General features: G+C 55.3%; 10 protein-coding genes. 8 read left to right on the top strand and 2 right to left on the bottom strand.

Features of this window, described 5'->3' with window-relative positions:
- Position 1 precedes the first annotated feature (1 nt).
- Both U9S71_RS10835 and U9S71_RS10830 read right to left on the bottom strand, forming a co-directional pair.
- On the bottom strand, positions 2 to 1,537 hold the full coding sequence (locus tag U9S71_RS10835) for a SulP family inorganic anion transporter (RefSeq protein ID WP_326327438.1): 1,536 nt from the start codon (positions 1,535 to 1,537) through the stop codon (positions 2 to 4).
- A gap of 130 nt (positions 1,538 to 1,667) precedes the next feature.
- Positions 1,668 to 3,227 (bottom strand): calcineurin-like phosphoesterase family protein, encoded by a 1,560-nt coding sequence (locus U9S71_RS10830; RefSeq protein WP_326327437.1) that lies wholly within the window; start codon positions 3,225 to 3,227, stop codon positions 1,668 to 1,670.
- 339 nt (positions 3,228 to 3,566) lie between these two features.
- Here U9S71_RS10830 and U9S71_RS10825 point away from each other — a divergent pair, with 339 nt between their 5' ends.
- The 8 genes from U9S71_RS10825 to U9S71_RS10790 all read left to right on the top strand — a co-directional run bounded on the left by U9S71_RS10825 (position 3,567) and on the right by U9S71_RS10790 (position 17,961).
- Positions 3,567 to 4,637 carry a PA0069 family radical SAM protein gene (locus tag U9S71_RS10825; protein ID WP_326327436.1) on the top strand — a complete coding sequence of 357 codons (1,071 nt, stop codon included), beginning with the start codon at positions 3,567 to 3,569 and terminating at the stop codon, positions 4,635 to 4,637.
- A 43-nt stretch (positions 4,638 to 4,680) separates the two neighbouring features.
- Positions 4,681 to 5,304, top strand: coding sequence for a rhomboid family intramembrane serine protease (locus U9S71_RS10820; protein ID WP_326327434.1), 624 nt, complete (start codon positions 4,681 to 4,683; stop codon positions 5,302 to 5,304).
- A gap of 169 nt (positions 5,305 to 5,473) precedes the next feature.
- Positions 5,474 to 7,141 carry a sodium/sugar symporter gene (locus tag U9S71_RS10815; protein WP_326327433.1) on the top strand — a complete coding sequence of 556 codons (1,668 nt, stop codon included), beginning with the start codon at positions 5,474 to 5,476 and terminating at the stop codon, positions 7,139 to 7,141.
- A 406-nt stretch (positions 7,142 to 7,547) separates the two neighbouring features.
- The gene (locus U9S71_RS10810; RefSeq protein ID WP_326327431.1) at positions 7,548 to 10,358 is read left to right on the top strand and encodes a SusC/RagA family TonB-linked outer membrane protein; all 2,811 of its coding nucleotides are present in this window, start codon (positions 7,548 to 7,550) and stop codon (positions 10,356 to 10,358) included.
- 13 nt (positions 10,359 to 10,371) lie between these two features.
- On the top strand, positions 10,372 to 12,093 hold the full coding sequence (locus tag U9S71_RS10805; protein ID WP_326327430.1) for a RagB/SusD family nutrient uptake outer membrane protein: 1,722 nt from the start codon (positions 10,372 to 10,374) through the stop codon (positions 12,091 to 12,093).
- A 22-nt stretch (positions 12,094 to 12,115) separates the two neighbouring features.
- Entirely contained in the window at positions 12,116 to 15,241 is a 3,126-nt protein-coding gene (locus U9S71_RS10800; RefSeq protein ID WP_326327428.1) for a SusC/RagA family TonB-linked outer membrane protein, read from the top strand.
- Between the two features lie 9 nt (positions 15,242 to 15,250).
- Entirely contained in the window at positions 15,251 to 16,957 is a 1,707-nt protein-coding gene (locus tag U9S71_RS10795; protein ID WP_326327427.1) for a RagB/SusD family nutrient uptake outer membrane protein, read from the top strand.
- 47 nt (positions 16,958 to 17,004) lie between these two features.
- A complete protein-coding gene (locus U9S71_RS10790; protein ID WP_326327425.1) occupies positions 17,005 to 17,961 on the top strand; it encodes a hypothetical protein in 957 nt (318 codons plus the stop codon).
- Positions 17,962 to 17,978 lie beyond the last annotated feature (17 nt).

The raw sequence follows: 17,978 nt of genomic DNA, 5'->3' as shown, positions 1-17,978 counted from the left end.
GCTACCGATCGGCCACCACCTTGTACGTGGGGTCTTCGGCCAGCGTTACCACGATGATGCCTTCGGCCTTCTTAAGCTTGCTGCGGCAATCGTCGCTCAGGTGTTTCAACACGACGTGTTTGTTGGCCGCTGAATACCGGGCGGTGATTTTGTTGAGGGCGTCGATGGCACTCATATCGGCCACGCGGCTCTCCCTGAAATCGATAACGACATCCTCGGGGTCGTTCTCCACGTCGAACTTCTCCAGGAAGGCGGTCACCGAGCCAAAAAACAGCGGCCCATAAATCTCGTACACCTTAGCGCCCGTGGCATCGATGTGCTTGCGTGCGCGGATGCGCTTGGCATTGTCCCACGCGAACACCAGGGCCGCCACGACGACCCCCACCAGTACCGCCAACGCGAGGTTGTGCAGCACAATGGTGATGACGGCCACGAGGATGCCTACGAAGATATCGGATTTGGGCATTTTGTTGATGATGCGCAGCGACACCCACTCGAAGGTGCCGATGGCGACCATGACCATTACCCCCACCAGCGCAGCCATGGGGATGCGTTCGATGACCGGTGCACCCACCAAAATGATGAGCAGGATGGTAACGGCACCGATGATGGCCGCGAGGCGGGCACGCGAACCGGCATTGAGGTTTACCAATGTCTGGGCCACCATGGCACAGCCGCCCATGCCGCCGAAGAACCCGTTGACCACATTGGCGGTGCCTTGTGCCACCGCTTCGCGGTTGGCGCTGCCCCGCGTACGGGTGATCTCATCGACCATGGATAGCGTGAGCAGCGACTCTACCAGTCCCACGCCGGCCATCACCAGCGCAAAGGGGAAGATGATCTGCAGGGTCTCGAGCGTAAACGGCACCATGGGGATGTGGAAGGCGGGAAAACCACCCTCGATGCTGGCGATATCGCCCACGGTTTTGGTGTCGATACCGAACCCCAGCACCAGGCCGAATACCACCAGGATGGCCACGAGCGAGGCGGGGATGGCCTTGGTAAGGCGCGGCACTACCAGCACGATGGCAATGGTAAGCAATGTGAGCCCACCCATGATGTACAGCGGGGTGCCGGATAGCCACGTGGTGATGCCACCATCGGCAACCTTGAACTGCTCGAGCTGTGCCATGAAGATGATAACGGCCAGGCCGTTCAGAAAGCCGTACATGACCGGCTGAGGGATAAGCCGCACGAACTTGCCCAGGCGGAATACACCAACGAGGAACTGGAGCAGCCCTGCGAGGGCCACGGCAGCGAACAGGTATTCGACGCCATGGGCCTTGCTGAGCGCGATGAGCACCACGATGGTAGCCCCCGCGCCGCCCGACACCATGCCGGGCCGCCCCCCGAGGATGGCGGTAACCAAGCCCATCAAAAAGGCGGCGTACAGCCCAGTGAGGGGCGATAAGCCGGCCAATATGGCAAATGAGAGCGACTCGGGGATCATGGTCATGGCCACGGTGAGCCCCGCCAGGATCTCGGTTTTGTAGTTTACCTTTTGCTTAAGATCGAATAGTTGTACGTATGCTTTCATGCTGCCGCGTTAAGCGCGCAAAGGTACGCTTATTATGGAAACCCGCAGGGCCGGGAAGCAAAAAGGCTATGCCCCGCTGTTGGCGGCGGCATAGCCTGCATGTAAGGTCTAATATGCTGCAATAAGATGTTTAACGAACCGTCAACGATGCTTTTTCGGTGAAGGTACGGCCGAACATATCGGTTGCACGCACCTCGATGGTGTGGTTACCGCGCTTGAGCTTTCGGTTGGCCACGTTGAGTTTCCACAGGTGGTTGCTGATGCTCGGTTCGCCGGGCTTCCGGCCTTCCCAGATGGTTTCGGTCCGGTCCCACGCGATGCGCTCGGCAACGAAGGTGGGGTCGTACTCTTCCACGCGTTTCATGGTGGTCCATTTGCCATCCCCGATGCGCACCTGCACGGTATCGTTAGCGCCGCCCATGTAGAAGTTGGCGTAGATGGTGATGGATCCTCTGATGCCCGCTGCGGTTACCTTGGGTGCAAAAATGCCGATCTGGTGCGTGGCGGGTTTGCCGGCCACTTTGTAGTCGATCTGGTATTGGTTGCCATCGAAGCTTACGAGGGCGTAGCCCTTGGGAGTGCCATCGGCCATCATGGAAGCGGGCACGCCGGCATCGTTGAAGCGGCCGCTGTACCAGTTGCCCGAGGTGGTGCCGGCGTTGTAGTGGTGGTGTGGCTCATCGCGCAGCCAGCCGTGGTCGCCCGTCAGGAAAAAGTGCGACTGCCGATGGGTGTGGGCCGAAAACGAGAGGGTGTGGGGAAACGGCTGCAGCAGCTCGAAGAGGCGATCGCGATCTTTCTTGCGGTAGGCGCTGGTAAACGGGATGTGGAAGGCCAATACCACCAGGTGGTCTTTGGGCACGTACCGCAGGTCGTTCTCGATGAAGGTGAGCTGCTGGTCGGTGAGGCCGCCCCAGTAGCCGTCGCCGTCGCGCGGATCGGGGTAGAGGATATCGTCTATCACGATGAAGTGCACCTTACCTTGGTTGAAGGCGTAGGTGCTGGGCCCGAAATGGGCTTCGAAGGCTTCGTCCGACAGCGAATCGGCCGTGACGTCGAAATTGAGGTCGTGGTTGCCCATCACGTTATACCACGGCACACCCACTTGTTTAGTGGCGGCGATATAGGGATTGAACAGGTCGGGCCTGTTGCCTACCAGGTCGCCCAGGCTCATGCCAAATACATAGCCTTCTGCCCCGCGCAGCTCGGCGATGACGCCCTGCTCGTAGTAGCGCACCTCATCTTCGGTATACACCTGTGGGTCGCCGAAAAGGATCATCTTGAAATCGTCGCCCGATTCATGCTTCACCAACGGGAAATTGATTTTCTTGGGCAGCGGACCGGTGGGTGCCACGCCCGGATACTTGAGCTCGGGCGAGCCGTCGGGCTTGTGGATGTAGAAAAACTGGGGCAGCTGATTGTCATCTACCGGCACATCGTAGTTGCCCGGCTTGATGACGGCAATGATCTGGTCGTTGCCCACGGGCAACTCATAACGTCCCTTCTCATCGGTTTGAACCACTTGGAGGCCGTTGGTAACCGACACGCCGGCGATGCCTTTTTCGCGCCGTTCTTTGGTGCCGTTTTGATTCTGGTCGTCAAAGACCACTCCTTTTGCGAGCTGTTGCCCTAGAGATGGCAACGACAGCATGAGAAACCCCATGCCGAGGTAGAACGCTTGCTTCTTCATAAATTTGCTTTTTATTTTACTACCTGGTTAATTTTACTTCCGTTCTGTTTCATTTTGTTACAAAGAAACGAATTTCAGGTATACTACGCATGAAATTTATGTAAAAAAATGGTGAAGGAGGGATATGGGTGGATGCGGGCGGCATGGTCGGGTCAATAAAAAAAGGTTTCCAAACGGGGAGAATGGAAACCTTTTAAACTAACCAATTATAAACCTAAATTATGAGCCACAAAGATAAGGCTTTGATACGTTGGTTTTATCGGTTTAACATTTTTTAACAATTACTTCTCCACGCGCAAGGGTAAATGACTACACTAATTTATTTAGTATATTTGTGCAATGGATACGATACAGAACCCCGAATATTTCAAGGGCCGCGGCGCCCAGGTGAATACGCACAATAAGTTTGCCGCACAGCGGTACGTCGCTGAGCACATCGAAGGGTTGGATGAAGAATTCCTCGAAAATTCGAATACCCAGCTTATTGAAGAAAACCCCAAGAAAATCATCAGCGTCAACGACAGCCCCGACGTCCGCATGGGGTACTCCCTCAACCCTTACCAAGGTTGCGAGCACGGCTGCATCTATTGCTATGCCCGCAACGCCCACGAGTACTGGGGCTACAGTGCCGGGCTCGATTTCGAACGGAAAATCATCGTGAAGCGCAACGCCGCCAGCGTACTGGAGCGCCAGCTCAACGCCCGTGGCTACCGGCCGCAGCCGATCATGCTCTCGGGCAATACCGACTGCTACCAGCCCGTGGAGCGCAAGCTCGGCATCACCCGCGCAATCCTAGAGGTGCTGCTGCGCCACCGCCATCCGGTTTCTATCATCAGCAAAAACAACCTCATTTTGCGCGATGTGGAAATCCTCTCGCAACTGGCCCGCCTGGGCCTTGTCCATGTCGCCATTTCGCTCAACTCGCTGAACGAGTCGCTGCGGCAGAAGATGGAGCCGCGCACGGTTACGGCAAAGGGCCGGCTACAGGTCATCAAGCGGCTTAGCGATGCGGGCATACCGGTGATGGTGATGTGTGCCCCCATCATTCCCGGCCTCAATAGCGAGGAGGTGCCGCGCGTCATCGAGGCGGCTGCGCACCACGGTGCACGTGGCGCAGGGTATACGATTGTGCGGCTCAACGGCGCCATTGGCGACTTGTTTACCGATTGGGTACACAAGGCCTACCCCGACCGGGCCGAAAAAGTACTTCATGGCATTGCCGCCTGCCACGGCGGAAAGCTCAACGACAGCCGGTGGGGAACCCGCATGAAGGGCGAAGGTCAGGAGGCCGAAAGCATCCGGCAGCTGTTCAAACTCAGCGTGAAGCAGTACCTCGGCGACCGCTGCCTGCCCGAACTGCGGCTGGATTTGTTCACCCCAAAGGGAGGAAAGCAGCTCGATTTGTTTTGAGTACCCCCTTTTTTTCTTACTTTCGGCAGTTGAAGATTATAGGATGAAAGAATATCTGATCCAGACCCCGGTAGCCAGCATCATTTTTGCCTTTACCATCGCTACCAGTATCTACACCTTTTCAAACCACCACCTTTTCGGTCGGTTTATGCTCCACCCGCACAGCGTGAGCCGCGGGCGCCATCTCTACACCCTGCTAACCAGCGGCCTTATCCATAAAGATTGGGGGCACCTGCTGTTCAATATGCTCACGTTTTACTTCTTTGGCTTCGCTCTGGAATCGATATTGGTGAGCTTGAGCGCCTGGGGCCACCTGCAATTCGCCCTGTTGTATATCCTTGGCCTCGTGTTGAGCGATGTGCGCACCGTATTCAAAGAGCGCCACAACCCCAACTACTACAGCCTCGGGGCATCGGGCGCCATTAGCGCCGTCTTGTTCAGCTTCATCCTGTTCCAGCCCAAAACCATGCTCGGCATCTTCTTGATCATCCCCATGCCCGCCTGGCTGTTTGCCTTTCTCTACTTGGGCTATTGTGTGTGGGCATCGCGCAATGCGCGCGATGGCATCAACCACGATGCGCACTTTTATGGCGCCGTATTCGGGTTGGTGTTCACCATCATATGTTATCCGAACATCATATCCTATTTTATCGGGCAGTTTACGTGACGACATGAAAAGCCTTAGTGTTTTTGTAACACCACTTTAATGCGCTTTTAATCAATAAATTACTTTCGTTCCGTTAAAATAAACCGCCAAATATAGGTCGCCCATATTGATTTTATGCGATTAATATTTACATTAGCGGCGGTTATAGACTTAATGAATAGGAAGCATAATGAACACCTTAGCAACATCAGATTATATTGTTTTTCTCTGCTATTTCGTTATTATCGCCGGCTACGGCCTTTGGATTTACTACCGTAAGCGATCTAAAGAACTCAACACCAAAGACTATTTTCTCGCGGAAGGGTCGCTCACGTGGTGGGCCATCGGGGCCTCGTTGATTGCTTCCAATATTTCGGCCGAGCAGTTCATCGGCATGAGTGGCGATGGGTTTAAGCTGGGACTGGCCATTGCCGCTTACGAATGGCTGGCAGCCGCCACGCTCATCATTGTCGCCGTGTTTTTCATCCCGGTATACCTTAAGAATAAGATTTACACCATGCCGCAGTTCCTCAATCAGCGGTACAACGGCACGGTGAGCACCATCATGGCGGTGTTCTGGCTGTTGCTGTACATCGTGGTGAACCTCACATCCATCCTGTTCCTGGGCGCCCTGGCGGTGTCGGCCATATCCGATATCAATTTCACGGTCTGTATGTATGGTATTGCCATCTTTGCCATTTTCATTACGCTGGGCGGCATGAAGGTGATCGGCTATACCGATGTGATCCAGGTGCTGGTACTCATACTCGGCGGCCTGGCCACCACCTACCTGGCGTTGAATATGGTGGCCGACCATTTCGGTGGCAGCGGGGTGCTCAGTGGTCTGGGCTTGTTGCATGACAATGCACCCTCGCACTTCGATATGATTTTCGACAAAACGCAGGAGCATTACATTAGCCTGCCCGGCCTGTCGGTGCTGATCGGCGGCATGTGGATCGTGAACCTCAATTACTGGGGCTGTAACCAATACATCACCCAGCGGGCACTGGGCGCCGACCTCAAGACGGCACGTAACGGTATCCTGTTTGCTGCTTTCCTCAAGATGCTGATGCCCGTTATCGTGGTGTTGCCCGGTATTGCCGCTTACGTGCTTTATCAAGAAGGGTTTTTCCAGCAGGAAATGCTCGAGGCCGGCGCTGTCCGTCCCGATAAGGCTTACCCCGTATTGCTCAACCTGCTGCCCGTAGGGTTAAAAGGGTTGGCATTCGCCGCGCTGACTGCTGCCGTAGTCGCGTCGTTGGCCGGTAAATCCAACAGTATTGCTACCATTTTTACCCTGGATATTTACAAAAAGATATTCGATAAAGAAGCGAGCGAGCGGAAACTGGTCAATATCGGCAAGATCACCATCGTCATCACCATGATCCTGGCCGTGATCATCGCGCCACATTTGGGCATCGAAAAGGGCGGTTTCCAGTATATCCAGGAATACACCGGCTTCGTGTCGCCCGGCATTTTCGCCATGTTTATCCTTGGGTTCTTCTGGAAGAAAGCCACCTCCAATGCGGCGTTGTTCGCCACCATCGGCGGTTTTGCCCTGTCGGTGATCTTGAAGTTCCTGCCCGAATGGACAGACCTCTCCGGCCTCTATGCCGTCGGACTGGCCGTGCCCAATGCCGCAGGCATCTACGAAATACCGTTTATCGACCGCATGGGCATTGTGTTCGTGTTCTGTATCCTGGGCATGTTGCTCATCAGCATCGTTGAAAACAAACGCGGTGTGGTGCCCAAAGGGCTGCAGGTGGATCGCAGCATGTTTAAAGTGCACCCCGGCTTCCTCGCCGGCACGGTGATCATCGTGGGCTTGCTGGTGGCGATCTATACGATATTCTGGTAGAACGACGCTTCGCGGCTCATCTCATGAGCTGATATGACCCGGAATCAGGCATCCCCTGGCTCCGGGTTTGTTGTTTTTGGCCCAACCCCCTGCGGCCTATGCCATCCGGCGCGCATGATAACTACTGTCGCACTCATTCAACGGGAATCGCCAGAGCAACCGCATTTAACCTTTTTCGCCGTACGAGGCTGCGTTGGGTAAGGTGAGATGCCGTTGGATGGGAACGTTATACAGAAGTTATAGAAATCGCGACAAATATGGCATCATGGAAAGCAGCAAGCGGGTAGTATTGCAAAACAATTACAGCGTAGTATAAACCTGTTTAATCAATTACAAGCGGTTCGCGCGGCAGCGATGAGCCATCTTAACTATACGAGTGTTATAAATTTAAATTAAAGTTAGTGGTATGAGAATCCTTATTCCCTATTTCGTTGGGAGCCTCCTTCTGTGGCAGATACCATTTGTTTCGAATGGACAGCAGCGCGATACGTTGGACCTTGGCTACCGCACCATGAGCGTACACGACTTTAATGGGGCGGCCTATACGATCACGGCAGAAGAGCTGGAAAACCTTCCGGTGACCAACCTCACCAACCTCTTATCCGGGTTGGTGCCGGGGCTGTATACCATCCAGACCTCGGGTGGAACCGTGAATGAGTCGGCCGATTACTGGATACGCGGACGGCGGACCAATTCCGAAGGGGTGCTGGTGCTTGTTGATGGCCAGGAACGAGCCTTCGGTGTACTGTCTACCCGCGAGGTTGCCCATATCACCGTGGTAAAAGACGCGTCGCTGGCCGCACTATATGGCACGCGCGCCGCCAACGGCATCATCTTGGTAACCACAAAAAAAGGAACCATCGGGAAGCCTTCGATCGAGATCACCTCGCAGCTGATTAACCAGCAACCGATTGGGCTCCTGGAGCCCGTAAACGCACTTACCTACGCCACACATTACAATGAAGCCATGAAGGCTGACGGCCGGGACGCCTCAGCGCGCTATTCGAATGCGTACCTGAACCAATACCGTAACCGCGAAGGTGTTGATGCCGAACGTTACCCGGATGTGAATTGGTTGGGCGACTATTTCAGGGAAAACAGTTGGGTTCAGCGGCATAACGTACGCGTTTCGGGCGGGTCAAACCGCACCCGGTATTTTATCAACGGCGGCTTTCTTAACCAAAATGGCATGTTCAATACCGATGCCGCCTCGTCTTACAGCACGAACAATGCAACGAGCCGGTATAACCTGCGGTCTAACCTCGAAGTAGACGTGATGCCCACCACCGTGCTCAAACTGGATCTTTATGGCTGGTACGACAAACAGAACAGGCCCGGTGGCGATTCGTTTAGCGCATACGAAAAATTGGTGACCACCCCGGCAAACGCTTTTCCTCCGTATTACCTCAGTAACGGACAATATGTGGATCAGGAAGGAAGCTTGGTGAACGGTATCGATGGCCGCATCACGGCGGGGAGTAACCTGCATACCAACCCTTGGGCGCTATTGAACCGCAATGGATACTCGGTCTTGAACCGGATGTACGGTTCGTTCCGGGCACAGCTGACACAGGATTTTTCTTTTATAACCGATGGGTTGACGGCATCGGCAACGCTGTCGATGGACGCCTTCACCGGCGCGGTGACCAATCGGGAGAAAGCATTTGCCTTCTACCAGCGGGATGGAGCCAACGCCAACCTGCTGCGGCGGACCGGCAACGACGACCGGATGAATAACGGCGTAAGCAGCCGCGAAAGCGATGCCCGCACCTCGTTAGATTTCCAGTTGTCATACACCAGAGATTTCGGTAAACATGCCCTGTTTGCCTCGGGGTTCTACAACCAGTACGAGTTTGATAACCAGACCTCCATTCCCAGCCGCTTCCAAACCATCGGATCATGGGTCGGCTACCATTTCGATCATCGGTATTACGTCGATTTAACCGGGTCGTACCACGGCGTTTACAAATTTGCCCCGGATCATCGTTTCGGCTTCTTCCCTACCGTCACGGCCGGGTGGGCAGTGTCTAACGAAGCCTTCTTCGCCACCCTGAAACCCGCCATTTCCTACTTGAAGTTGCGCGGATCGTATGGGCTGGTTGGCAACCAGCGCGGCGTGTCCGAATTCCAGTATCAATCGCGCCTGCGGGCCATCGGCGGCGTTTACCAATTCGGCAATGCCATGAACAACGTGGGCGGCTATATCGAAGACATCATCGCCAACCCGGGCCTTACGTGGGAGAAATCGCAGCAGCTCAACCTGGGCGCCAACCTCCATTTGCTAGACAACCGCTTATCGCTGGTGTTCGATTATTTCCACGATCGGCGGCACGATATGTATATGGTGAATAACCAGGTGACCGCCCTGCTGGGTACCACCGTCACGATCAATGAAAACATTGGCGAAATGTACGCCCGTGGATACGAGACCGCACTGTCGTGGCACGCGTCCGTGGGCAACCTGGCCTACCGCATAGGCGCTACCTTTTCGCAGACCGACAACCATATCGTCAAAACCGGCGAGATCGACGAACCCTACTTTTGGTTGCAGAACGCTGGTTTCCCGCAGGATATCCGCACGGGATATACCGCGTTGGGCCTGTTTGACTCGTACGACGAAATTGCTGCCTCACCCCGGCAGACTTTTTCCGATGTCCATCCCGGCGACATCAAATACAAGGATATCAACGGCGATGGGGTGATCGACCGAAATGACCAGGTGCCACTGGGCTACGGCCGCGTACCGCGTATATTTTACGGGTTCAATGGTGCCCTTTCCTATAAAAACATCGGGCTTACGTTCCTCTTCCAGGGAGCGGGGCGCGCCACGCGGATACTTGAAAACCGGGTCGCCTATCCGTTTATCGGCGATGGAACCATCTATGCGCACCAGCTCGACTATTGGACACCCGAGAATCGGTCGGCCGCACTGCCCCGTATATCGGCCGTCCACAATAACGTCAACAACACCCAAAATTCGTCATTCTGGATGCGGGATGTGAGCTACTTGCGACTGAAGACGGTCGAATTGTATTACGAGCTACCGAGTAACGCCCTGAAGAACCTGTTTTTAGATAACCTCCGCATTACCCTAAACGGTTATAACCTGTGGGTGTGGACCGTTGAAGATAACCCATTAGACCCCGAAGATACCGGCAGCTCCGGCACGATGCCGCTCACCCGCAACATGAGCGTCGGCTTATCCGTAAGGTTTTAAAAAGTAAAGAATCATGAGAAAACACCCGATTGTCCTGCTGCTCGCCCTCGCGTTTTCGTCTTGCAACTACATGGATGAATTTCCATACGATTGGGCACAGCCCGAAGACGTATTCTCGATGGAGCACAACTATGAGCGGCCCATCAACCAAGCTTATTCGTTCCTCACCGGCGGCTTCAACCGCATATCCGGATCGTTCCTCGGTGCCGCCACCGACGATGGCATGAGCACCATCCGCAACTCGGCCATCCACCGGCTTTCCCGCGCGTATGTCAATGCCAGCAGCCCCGTCGTCAACCCCTGGGAGGTATCGTACCAAGGTATCCGGCAGGCCCTGTTCGTACAGAAAAGCCTGGCAGAGATCGACCTCGTGCTGAACAACAAGAGCGCTGAAGATGTCCTCGAAATCAAAAACACCTATTCGGGCGAAATGTATGCCTTGCGGGCATGGTATGCCTTTGACCTGCTGCGCCACTACGGCGGGTTCCCCATCATCGATAAATACTATACGCTGGGCGACCCCGAGCTTGCCGTGAAGCAGCGCAACACGTTCGACGCGTGTGTCAACCACATCGTTAGCCTGTGCGACTCCGCGGCGACCTACCTGGCCGTCAACCCGGTGGGCGGCGGCGGCGGCTTCGGCCGCATGACCAAAGGTGCCGCATTGGCCGTCAAAGCCAAAACGCTGCTTTTTGCGGCCAGTCCCTTGTTTAACCAAGCAGGAAATACCAACCCGCTCATCGGCTATGTGTCGCCGTCGCCCGCCGACATACAGGCCCGGTGGGAAGCCGCCGCCGCAGCGTGCATAGATGTCATCCAGCTGAAGCGGCCCAACGGCTCCGATATGTATACCTTACACGGCAACTACGCCAAGCTATTTACCTCCTCGCCCAATAGGGAGTACATCCTGTTCGTCGGCGCAACGCGCAGCAACGGCCTCGAAAACCGCCAGTTCCCCCCTTCGCTCTCCCGCAATTCGGGGGGTGGCACCGTGCCCACACAAGAATTTGTGGATGCCTTTACCCGGGCCGACGGGAGCGATTTTGTACGTAGCGATGCCACCGACCCCTATACCGGCAGGGACCCCCGCTTCGGGGCCACCGTCGGCTTCAACGGGTCAAAGTACGGTCCGCAGGGCACCATATACACCCAGCTCGGCCAGGGTGCCACCATGGATGGACTCAACGTTACCATCGACCGGTCGACAAACACCGGTTACTACCTGAAAAAATTCCTCGATTTCAGCATTGACTTTTCGAGTGGTAACCCCGGCCAGGCGTTCCACCTGTTCCCGCTGATCCGGCTGGCGGATGTGCTGCTCTGCTACGCAGAAGCCATGAACGAAGCCTACGGGCCCGATGCCGACCCCCACGGCTACGGACTGACCGCCAAGGATGCCGTGGATGCCGTGCGCGAACGGGCCGGCTTCAAGAACGACACCTATTTGGATGGCGTGACAGACGTAGCCACCATGCGCGATAAAGTTAAGCAGGAGCGCCGCGTGGAATTGTCGTTCGAAGAACAACGGTACTTCGACCTCCGCCGGTGGCTCGATGGGGATCTGCTGGGGCAGCCGGTCTCGGGCGTACGCATCGAACAGGCCGGCAACCAAACCACGGTAGATTACTTCGCCGTTGATGAACAGCGAAAGTTCCAGCCCAATATGTATTTGCATCCCATCCCCCTGCGCGAAATACGCATATCCCCGCAGATTGAACAAAACCCAGGATGGTAACCCTAAAAGATAACGTAATCAGATGAGAAGCCTATTTTTAGTTAGTATATGCATACTTTGGTGTTCCGCCGGTTTTAGCCAGCAAACGGTGAGGGGCACGGTAAACGATGAATCGGGCGTGGCACTGGCCGGCGTATCGATCCGCCAGGTGGGTACCTCCAGCGGCACGTTCACGAATGAAAGCGGCGTATTTTCTATTGTATTGGATGATGCATCCAGCCCGCAGCTCCTATTTACGATGGTGGGCTATAGCCCCCAAGAGCTCGATGTGAGTGGCATGAACGCCGTTGAGGTGATCCTCTCGGGCCAGGGCATCGATCTGGAGCAGGTGGTGGTCGTAGGTTATGGCGAGCAGAAGAAAGCCTCGGTTACCGGCGCCATCTCGAGCGTCACGTCCGATGAGATCACCAGCACGCCCGCGTCTAGTGCCACCAACGCCCTTACCGGCCGCGTACCGGGCCTGATTACCCGGCAGGTGAGCGGCCGGCCCGGGCAGGATGATGCCGCCCTGTTCATCCGGGGCAAAGCCACCTTCAACAACTCGAATCCCCTCGTACTGGTCGACGGCGTAGAACGTGATTTCCGGCAAATCGAAGCGAGCGATATCGAAAGCATCTCCGTATTGAAAGATGCCTCGGCCACGGCCGTTTACGGTGTGCGCGGCGCAAACGGCGTGGTGTTGGTCACCACCAAAAGAGGGGCCGTGGGCAAATCCAAGATCAATTTCAACGCCGAGTACGGCCTCACCCATTTCAACCGCCTCACCGAGGCGCTCAACGCCGAAACGACATCCCGATTTCAGCGCGAGGGTACCATCAACGTCGGGTTAGACCCTTCTAGCACGTCCAATACCAGCAACTTCCCCGTTTCCGAGTACGACAATTACCTGTACCGCACCCAAGAAAACCCCTTTACGCACCCCGACAACAATTTCGTCGAAACCTTCACGAAACCCGGCAGCCAGCAGCGGTACAACCTCAATATCACCGGCGGCAACAAGGTGGTCCGTTATTTTGTGTCGGCCGGTTATTTTACCCAAGAGGGGATGTTTGAGTCAGACATCAATGCGCTGCGCGAACGGCCCGACTTGAAGCAGCTCATCGAGCTGTCGCCCGAGGTTGACGAAGCCCTCGGACCGAAAGAATACGATGCCTCTTATTTCTACAACCGCGTCACCACCCGCTCCAATATCGACATTACCCTGAGCGAAGACCTGAAGCTCGGCGTCAACATGTCGTATCTGTTCCGGAAGGAAAACCGGCCCGCCACCTACGATGGCCTGGGAAGCAACGGCGAGGGGCTCCGCTTGTTTGCCGCATTTTACCGCAATGCGCCGCAAGCATTCCCTCTGATGAACCCCAATGGAAGTTTTGGCGGGGCCATCGGCGTGTGGCGCCAGAACCCCTTGGTGACCATCGCGAATACCGGGTTCCGATCCGACTTCAGCAACGAGCTGCAAACGGCCTTTACCCTCGATTACGACCTCCGCAAACTGCTGAAAGGACTATCGGTCGATGGGAAATATGCGTTTGACGTGGACTGGAACAATTGGCGGGGCATGCAGTGGCGCCCGTACCTTTACGCCTATAATCCGCAAAACGACTCCTACCTGCAGGGGCTGCGCGGTGTGTTGCCTTTCCAAGACTCCGGAAAGACATCGGGTGCATACAACCAGTATGCCGAACTCTCCGTCCGCTATAAACAAGAATTCAATGGCCACCACGTGTCGGGCGTCGTGTTGGGCAACTTCAATGCCCGGTCGGTGCCCGGTGGGCAGTACTCCTATGTTCCCCATGTTTACCAAGCCGTCATCGGCCGTGCGAATTACGATTACCGGAACCGGTACCTGCTCGAGGTCAACCTCGGTTACAACGGCTCAAACCGGTTTGCGAAAGGGCATCGCTACCAGCTGTTCCCCGCGGTGTCTGCCGGCTGGATACTGACCAACGAAGCGTTCATGCCCGAGTGGGATGCCCTCAATTTCCTCAAAGTGAGGGGGTCGTTCGGCCAGGTGGGCAACGACCAGCTGGGCAATTTCTCCTACTACTACCGGTCTACCTACGTCAACGGCGCGTCGTATTCATTCGGCGAAACGCACAACCCGAACGTGACGGGCTTGCAGGAGGGTAGGATGGCCAACGAGCAGATCCAGTGGGAAATGGCCTCGAAGTACAACCTCGGATTGGAAACCCGGTGGCTGCGCTCCCGGCTTACCCTCAATGCCGATATGTTCAAGGAACACCGCACCAATATCCTCACGATTCCCGATCGGTTCCTGATGATGGCCGGCATCAATAGCTTAGCACCCGAGAACCTGGGCGTGGTAGACAACCGGGGCTTCGAGCTGGAACTGGGATGGCGCGATAAAACATCCAAAGACTTCAACTACTTTGCCAAAGCACAGTATGCCTATGCGCGCAATACCATCATCGCCATGAGTGAGGTGAATCAACCGTTTGACTACATGAAGGCAACGGGGCATCCCATCGGGCAATTCATCGGTTACCAATTTGATGGCTTCTTCGACTCGTATGAAGAAATTGCCGCTTCGCCCCAGCAGTTCGGCTTGTCAAACGTGGCTCCTGGCGATATCAAATACAAAGACATCAACCGGGATGGTATCATTGACCAAAATGACCAATCGATTATTGGAAACAGCACGACACCGGAGTATACATTCTCCCTGTCGACGGGTGTAACGTACAAAGGCATATCCTTGAGCGTACTCTTGCAGGGCGCCACGCGTAGCTCGGTATATATGGCCGGTGATGTGGGTTGGGACAACAGTTGGGGTAATTATTTCGCGGAGCACGTGAACCGATGGACCCCCGAAACCGCCGATGTCGCTACGTATCCCCGCTTTTTGCAGAAGGCAAACGGCAACCACCAAAACTACTTCCTGTCGGATTTCTGGCTGCGCGACGGCAAATACCTGCGGCTCAAAAATATACAGATCGGGTATACTCTTCCCAACACGTTGCTGGGGAAATTGCCGCTCAACACGGTCCGTATTTTTGCCAACGCGTTTAACGTGTTTACCTGGGATGAAGTGAAGCGGATTGATCCGGAATCGAATCCCGACCGGAATGTGGGGCGGTTTTACCCGCAGCAACGGGTGATAAATTTTGGATTAAATGTTGGATTCTAAACGATGAACATGAAGAGATTATCTGTTTTCCTAAGCGTTCTCTTGCTTGCCGGGTGCAGCAATGAAGGACTGTTGGATAGCACCGATTTGGACGAACTGACCAGCGATAAAGTATTCACGGATGCCGAGAATACCCGAAAGGCGCTGTACAACCTGTATGGTAACATGCGCGACGTACGGAACAATAACAGCGGGAGCTTTTCCATGCTGTTCAACATGAATGTAACGGTAGCTATGCTGGATAATGCCACCGACGACGGGGCCGGCAATACCACCCGGAACGCCGGCGTATCGCCGGGCATCCAGAAGTACATCACGGGGTCCATCTCCGGCACCAGCAACCCGTTGGTTACCGAGCATCCGTGGAACTTCTTCTACCGGGCGATCCGGAATGCCAACATCTTCCTGGCCCATGTCGACCAGTCGCCCCTGCCGGCAAGCGAGAAGCAGAGCAGTGCCAACCAGGCACGGTTTCTACGGGCTTACTTCTACCACGAACTCTTCCGCTGGTTCGGTCCGCTGGTTATTTCCATGGCCCCCGAAGACCCCTTTGCCTTTGATACCGTGAGGCGGGAAACCCTCCAGCAAACCGTCCGGTTCATTGCCAATGAATTCGATGCGCTTTCGGCCGAGGGTGCGCTTCCCGACCAATGGGACGGTGCCGACTACGGGCGCGTAACGCGTACCGCCGCCATGGCCTATAAGGCCCGCACACTCCTGTACGCCGCGAGCCCACTCTTCCAGGAGTCGGGCGTTACCTGGGCCGAGGCTGCTGCCGCGGCCGAAGAACTCATCACCTATGCCGATGCGACGCAGGTGCACCGATTATACGTTGCGCCCGGCGAAGCGGAGAAAAGTTACACCCGTTACTTCAACGAGCGGAACAACCCCGAAAATATACTGGTGTACCTCCGGGCGCCCGACAACGACCTGTATAACCTTTTCCCCGCATTTAATCCCTGGAACGTCAACAAGGAGCTCACTACCGTGCCCACCCAATGGCTGGTCGATGCGTACGATATGGCCGACGGCACCGAGCCGATTACCGGCTACAACGCCGATTATAGTCCCATTATCAATCCCCTTTCGGGCTATGATGAGCAAGATCCATATGCCAATCGCGATCCGAGGTTCTACCAAACCATCCTTCACCACGGAGCCACCTGGCCGAGTGTCAACAAAGGTACCGCCACGGTAGACCTCACCACCCCGAATAACTGGGGCAGCGGATATTTCCTGGTGAAGTACCTCGACGATCGTATCGACCACCGCGATAATGGCAAGACGTCGATGAATTTCATCATGATGCGCTATGCCGAAGTGTTACTGAACTATGCCGAAGCGGTTAACGAATCGCTCGATGATGCCAGTGCGCGGCAAGCAGCGGTAGAACAACTGAACCGCATCCGGGCGCGGGCCGGCATTACCACCCCCCTCAGCGCAGCGGATTACACGCAGGCCACCCTGCGTGAACGGATCCGCAAAGAACGGCGGGTTGAGCTTTGCTTCGAAGAACACCGGTTTTTCGATATCCGGCGGTGGCAGATCGCCCACGACGTGATGAACCGCCCCGCCATTGGCATTGATGTGGAAAACGGGAAGTTTGTACGTAAGGTACTCGACCAACGGAGCTACAATAAACGGATGAACCTCTCGCCGGTTCCGGTTGCGGAGGTCAACAATGCCCCACTGATTTATCAAAACCCAGGATATTAATTACGATGATTTGCATCGAGCGCTCATCAACCATAAAAAAGAAATAGATGAAAACGAAACAACAAAAAAACGGAACGAACAGGACGGCGTTGCTGCTCGCCATTTTCGGGATGATATTAGTCGCATCGTGCGGCAAAGATTTTGAAGAAATATCGTTTGATCCCGATGTGAAAATCCACTTCTCGGAAGGGGGCGATACCAGCATCGTCGATGTCGGCAAGGGCGTAATGGACTATACCGCGGAAATCAATGTGCAGTCGGCCGGCGCGGTTATCCGCCTGTTCCAAATATACGAAGCAGACCCACGAAGCGGCAACCGGGGGGCGCTGATCGAACAAACGGTTCAGCAATTTGATCAGCCCGAAAGCAATTTCTCGACGACCTATACGCTATCGGATTTAACCGAAAACAAATGCATCAAAGTCGTCGTTACCGATACGCTGGAACAGGTATTTGAAAAAAACCTCCTGATCCGCATTACGCCATCGGTTCATTTTTCTGAGGCCAGCCGCATGGAGACCGCCGCCAACTATTACGGACCATTCTATGCCACGTGGCTTTCGGGGCGGGTGTACATGCGCGATACCGAACATGCCGGCGCGATCGACTTCTCGCTGGGCGATGTGGTCATCCCGGCCGCCGGCGAAGACCCCGTACCGGCGCTGGTCAACCCCGCCCAACGCACCGATTACGACCTGTTAACCATCCCCGGCCTGCAGGAGGCTAAATTTGCCCGTACCGAATGGACCCCGGCCGACTACCGGGCCGTATCGCGGGTAGATGAGGCATTGATTACCGCACTGGCCGACCCCGGCCTGGATACCGTGAAGATCGAAGCGGGCAACGTATACCTGTTTAAAACGGCGAACGGAAAGAAGGGACTTATCCACGTGAATGCGCTGACGCGCAAAACCGCAACATTAGAAAACACCGATGGCCAATGGGAAGAGCGGTCCTTTTACGAAGTTGGGTTCACGACGAAGACCGTCTTCCCCGCGGAATGAAAATTTATTCCCAACTT

The organism is Parapedobacter flavus, assembly GCF_035818675.1.
GTDB classification, from domain to species: Bacteria; Bacteroidota; Bacteroidia; order Sphingobacteriales; family Sphingobacteriaceae; genus Parapedobacter; species Parapedobacter flavus.
The sequence above is the reverse complement of the archived record's forward strand: the minus strand, read 5'-3'. Positions and strand labels throughout refer to the sequence as shown.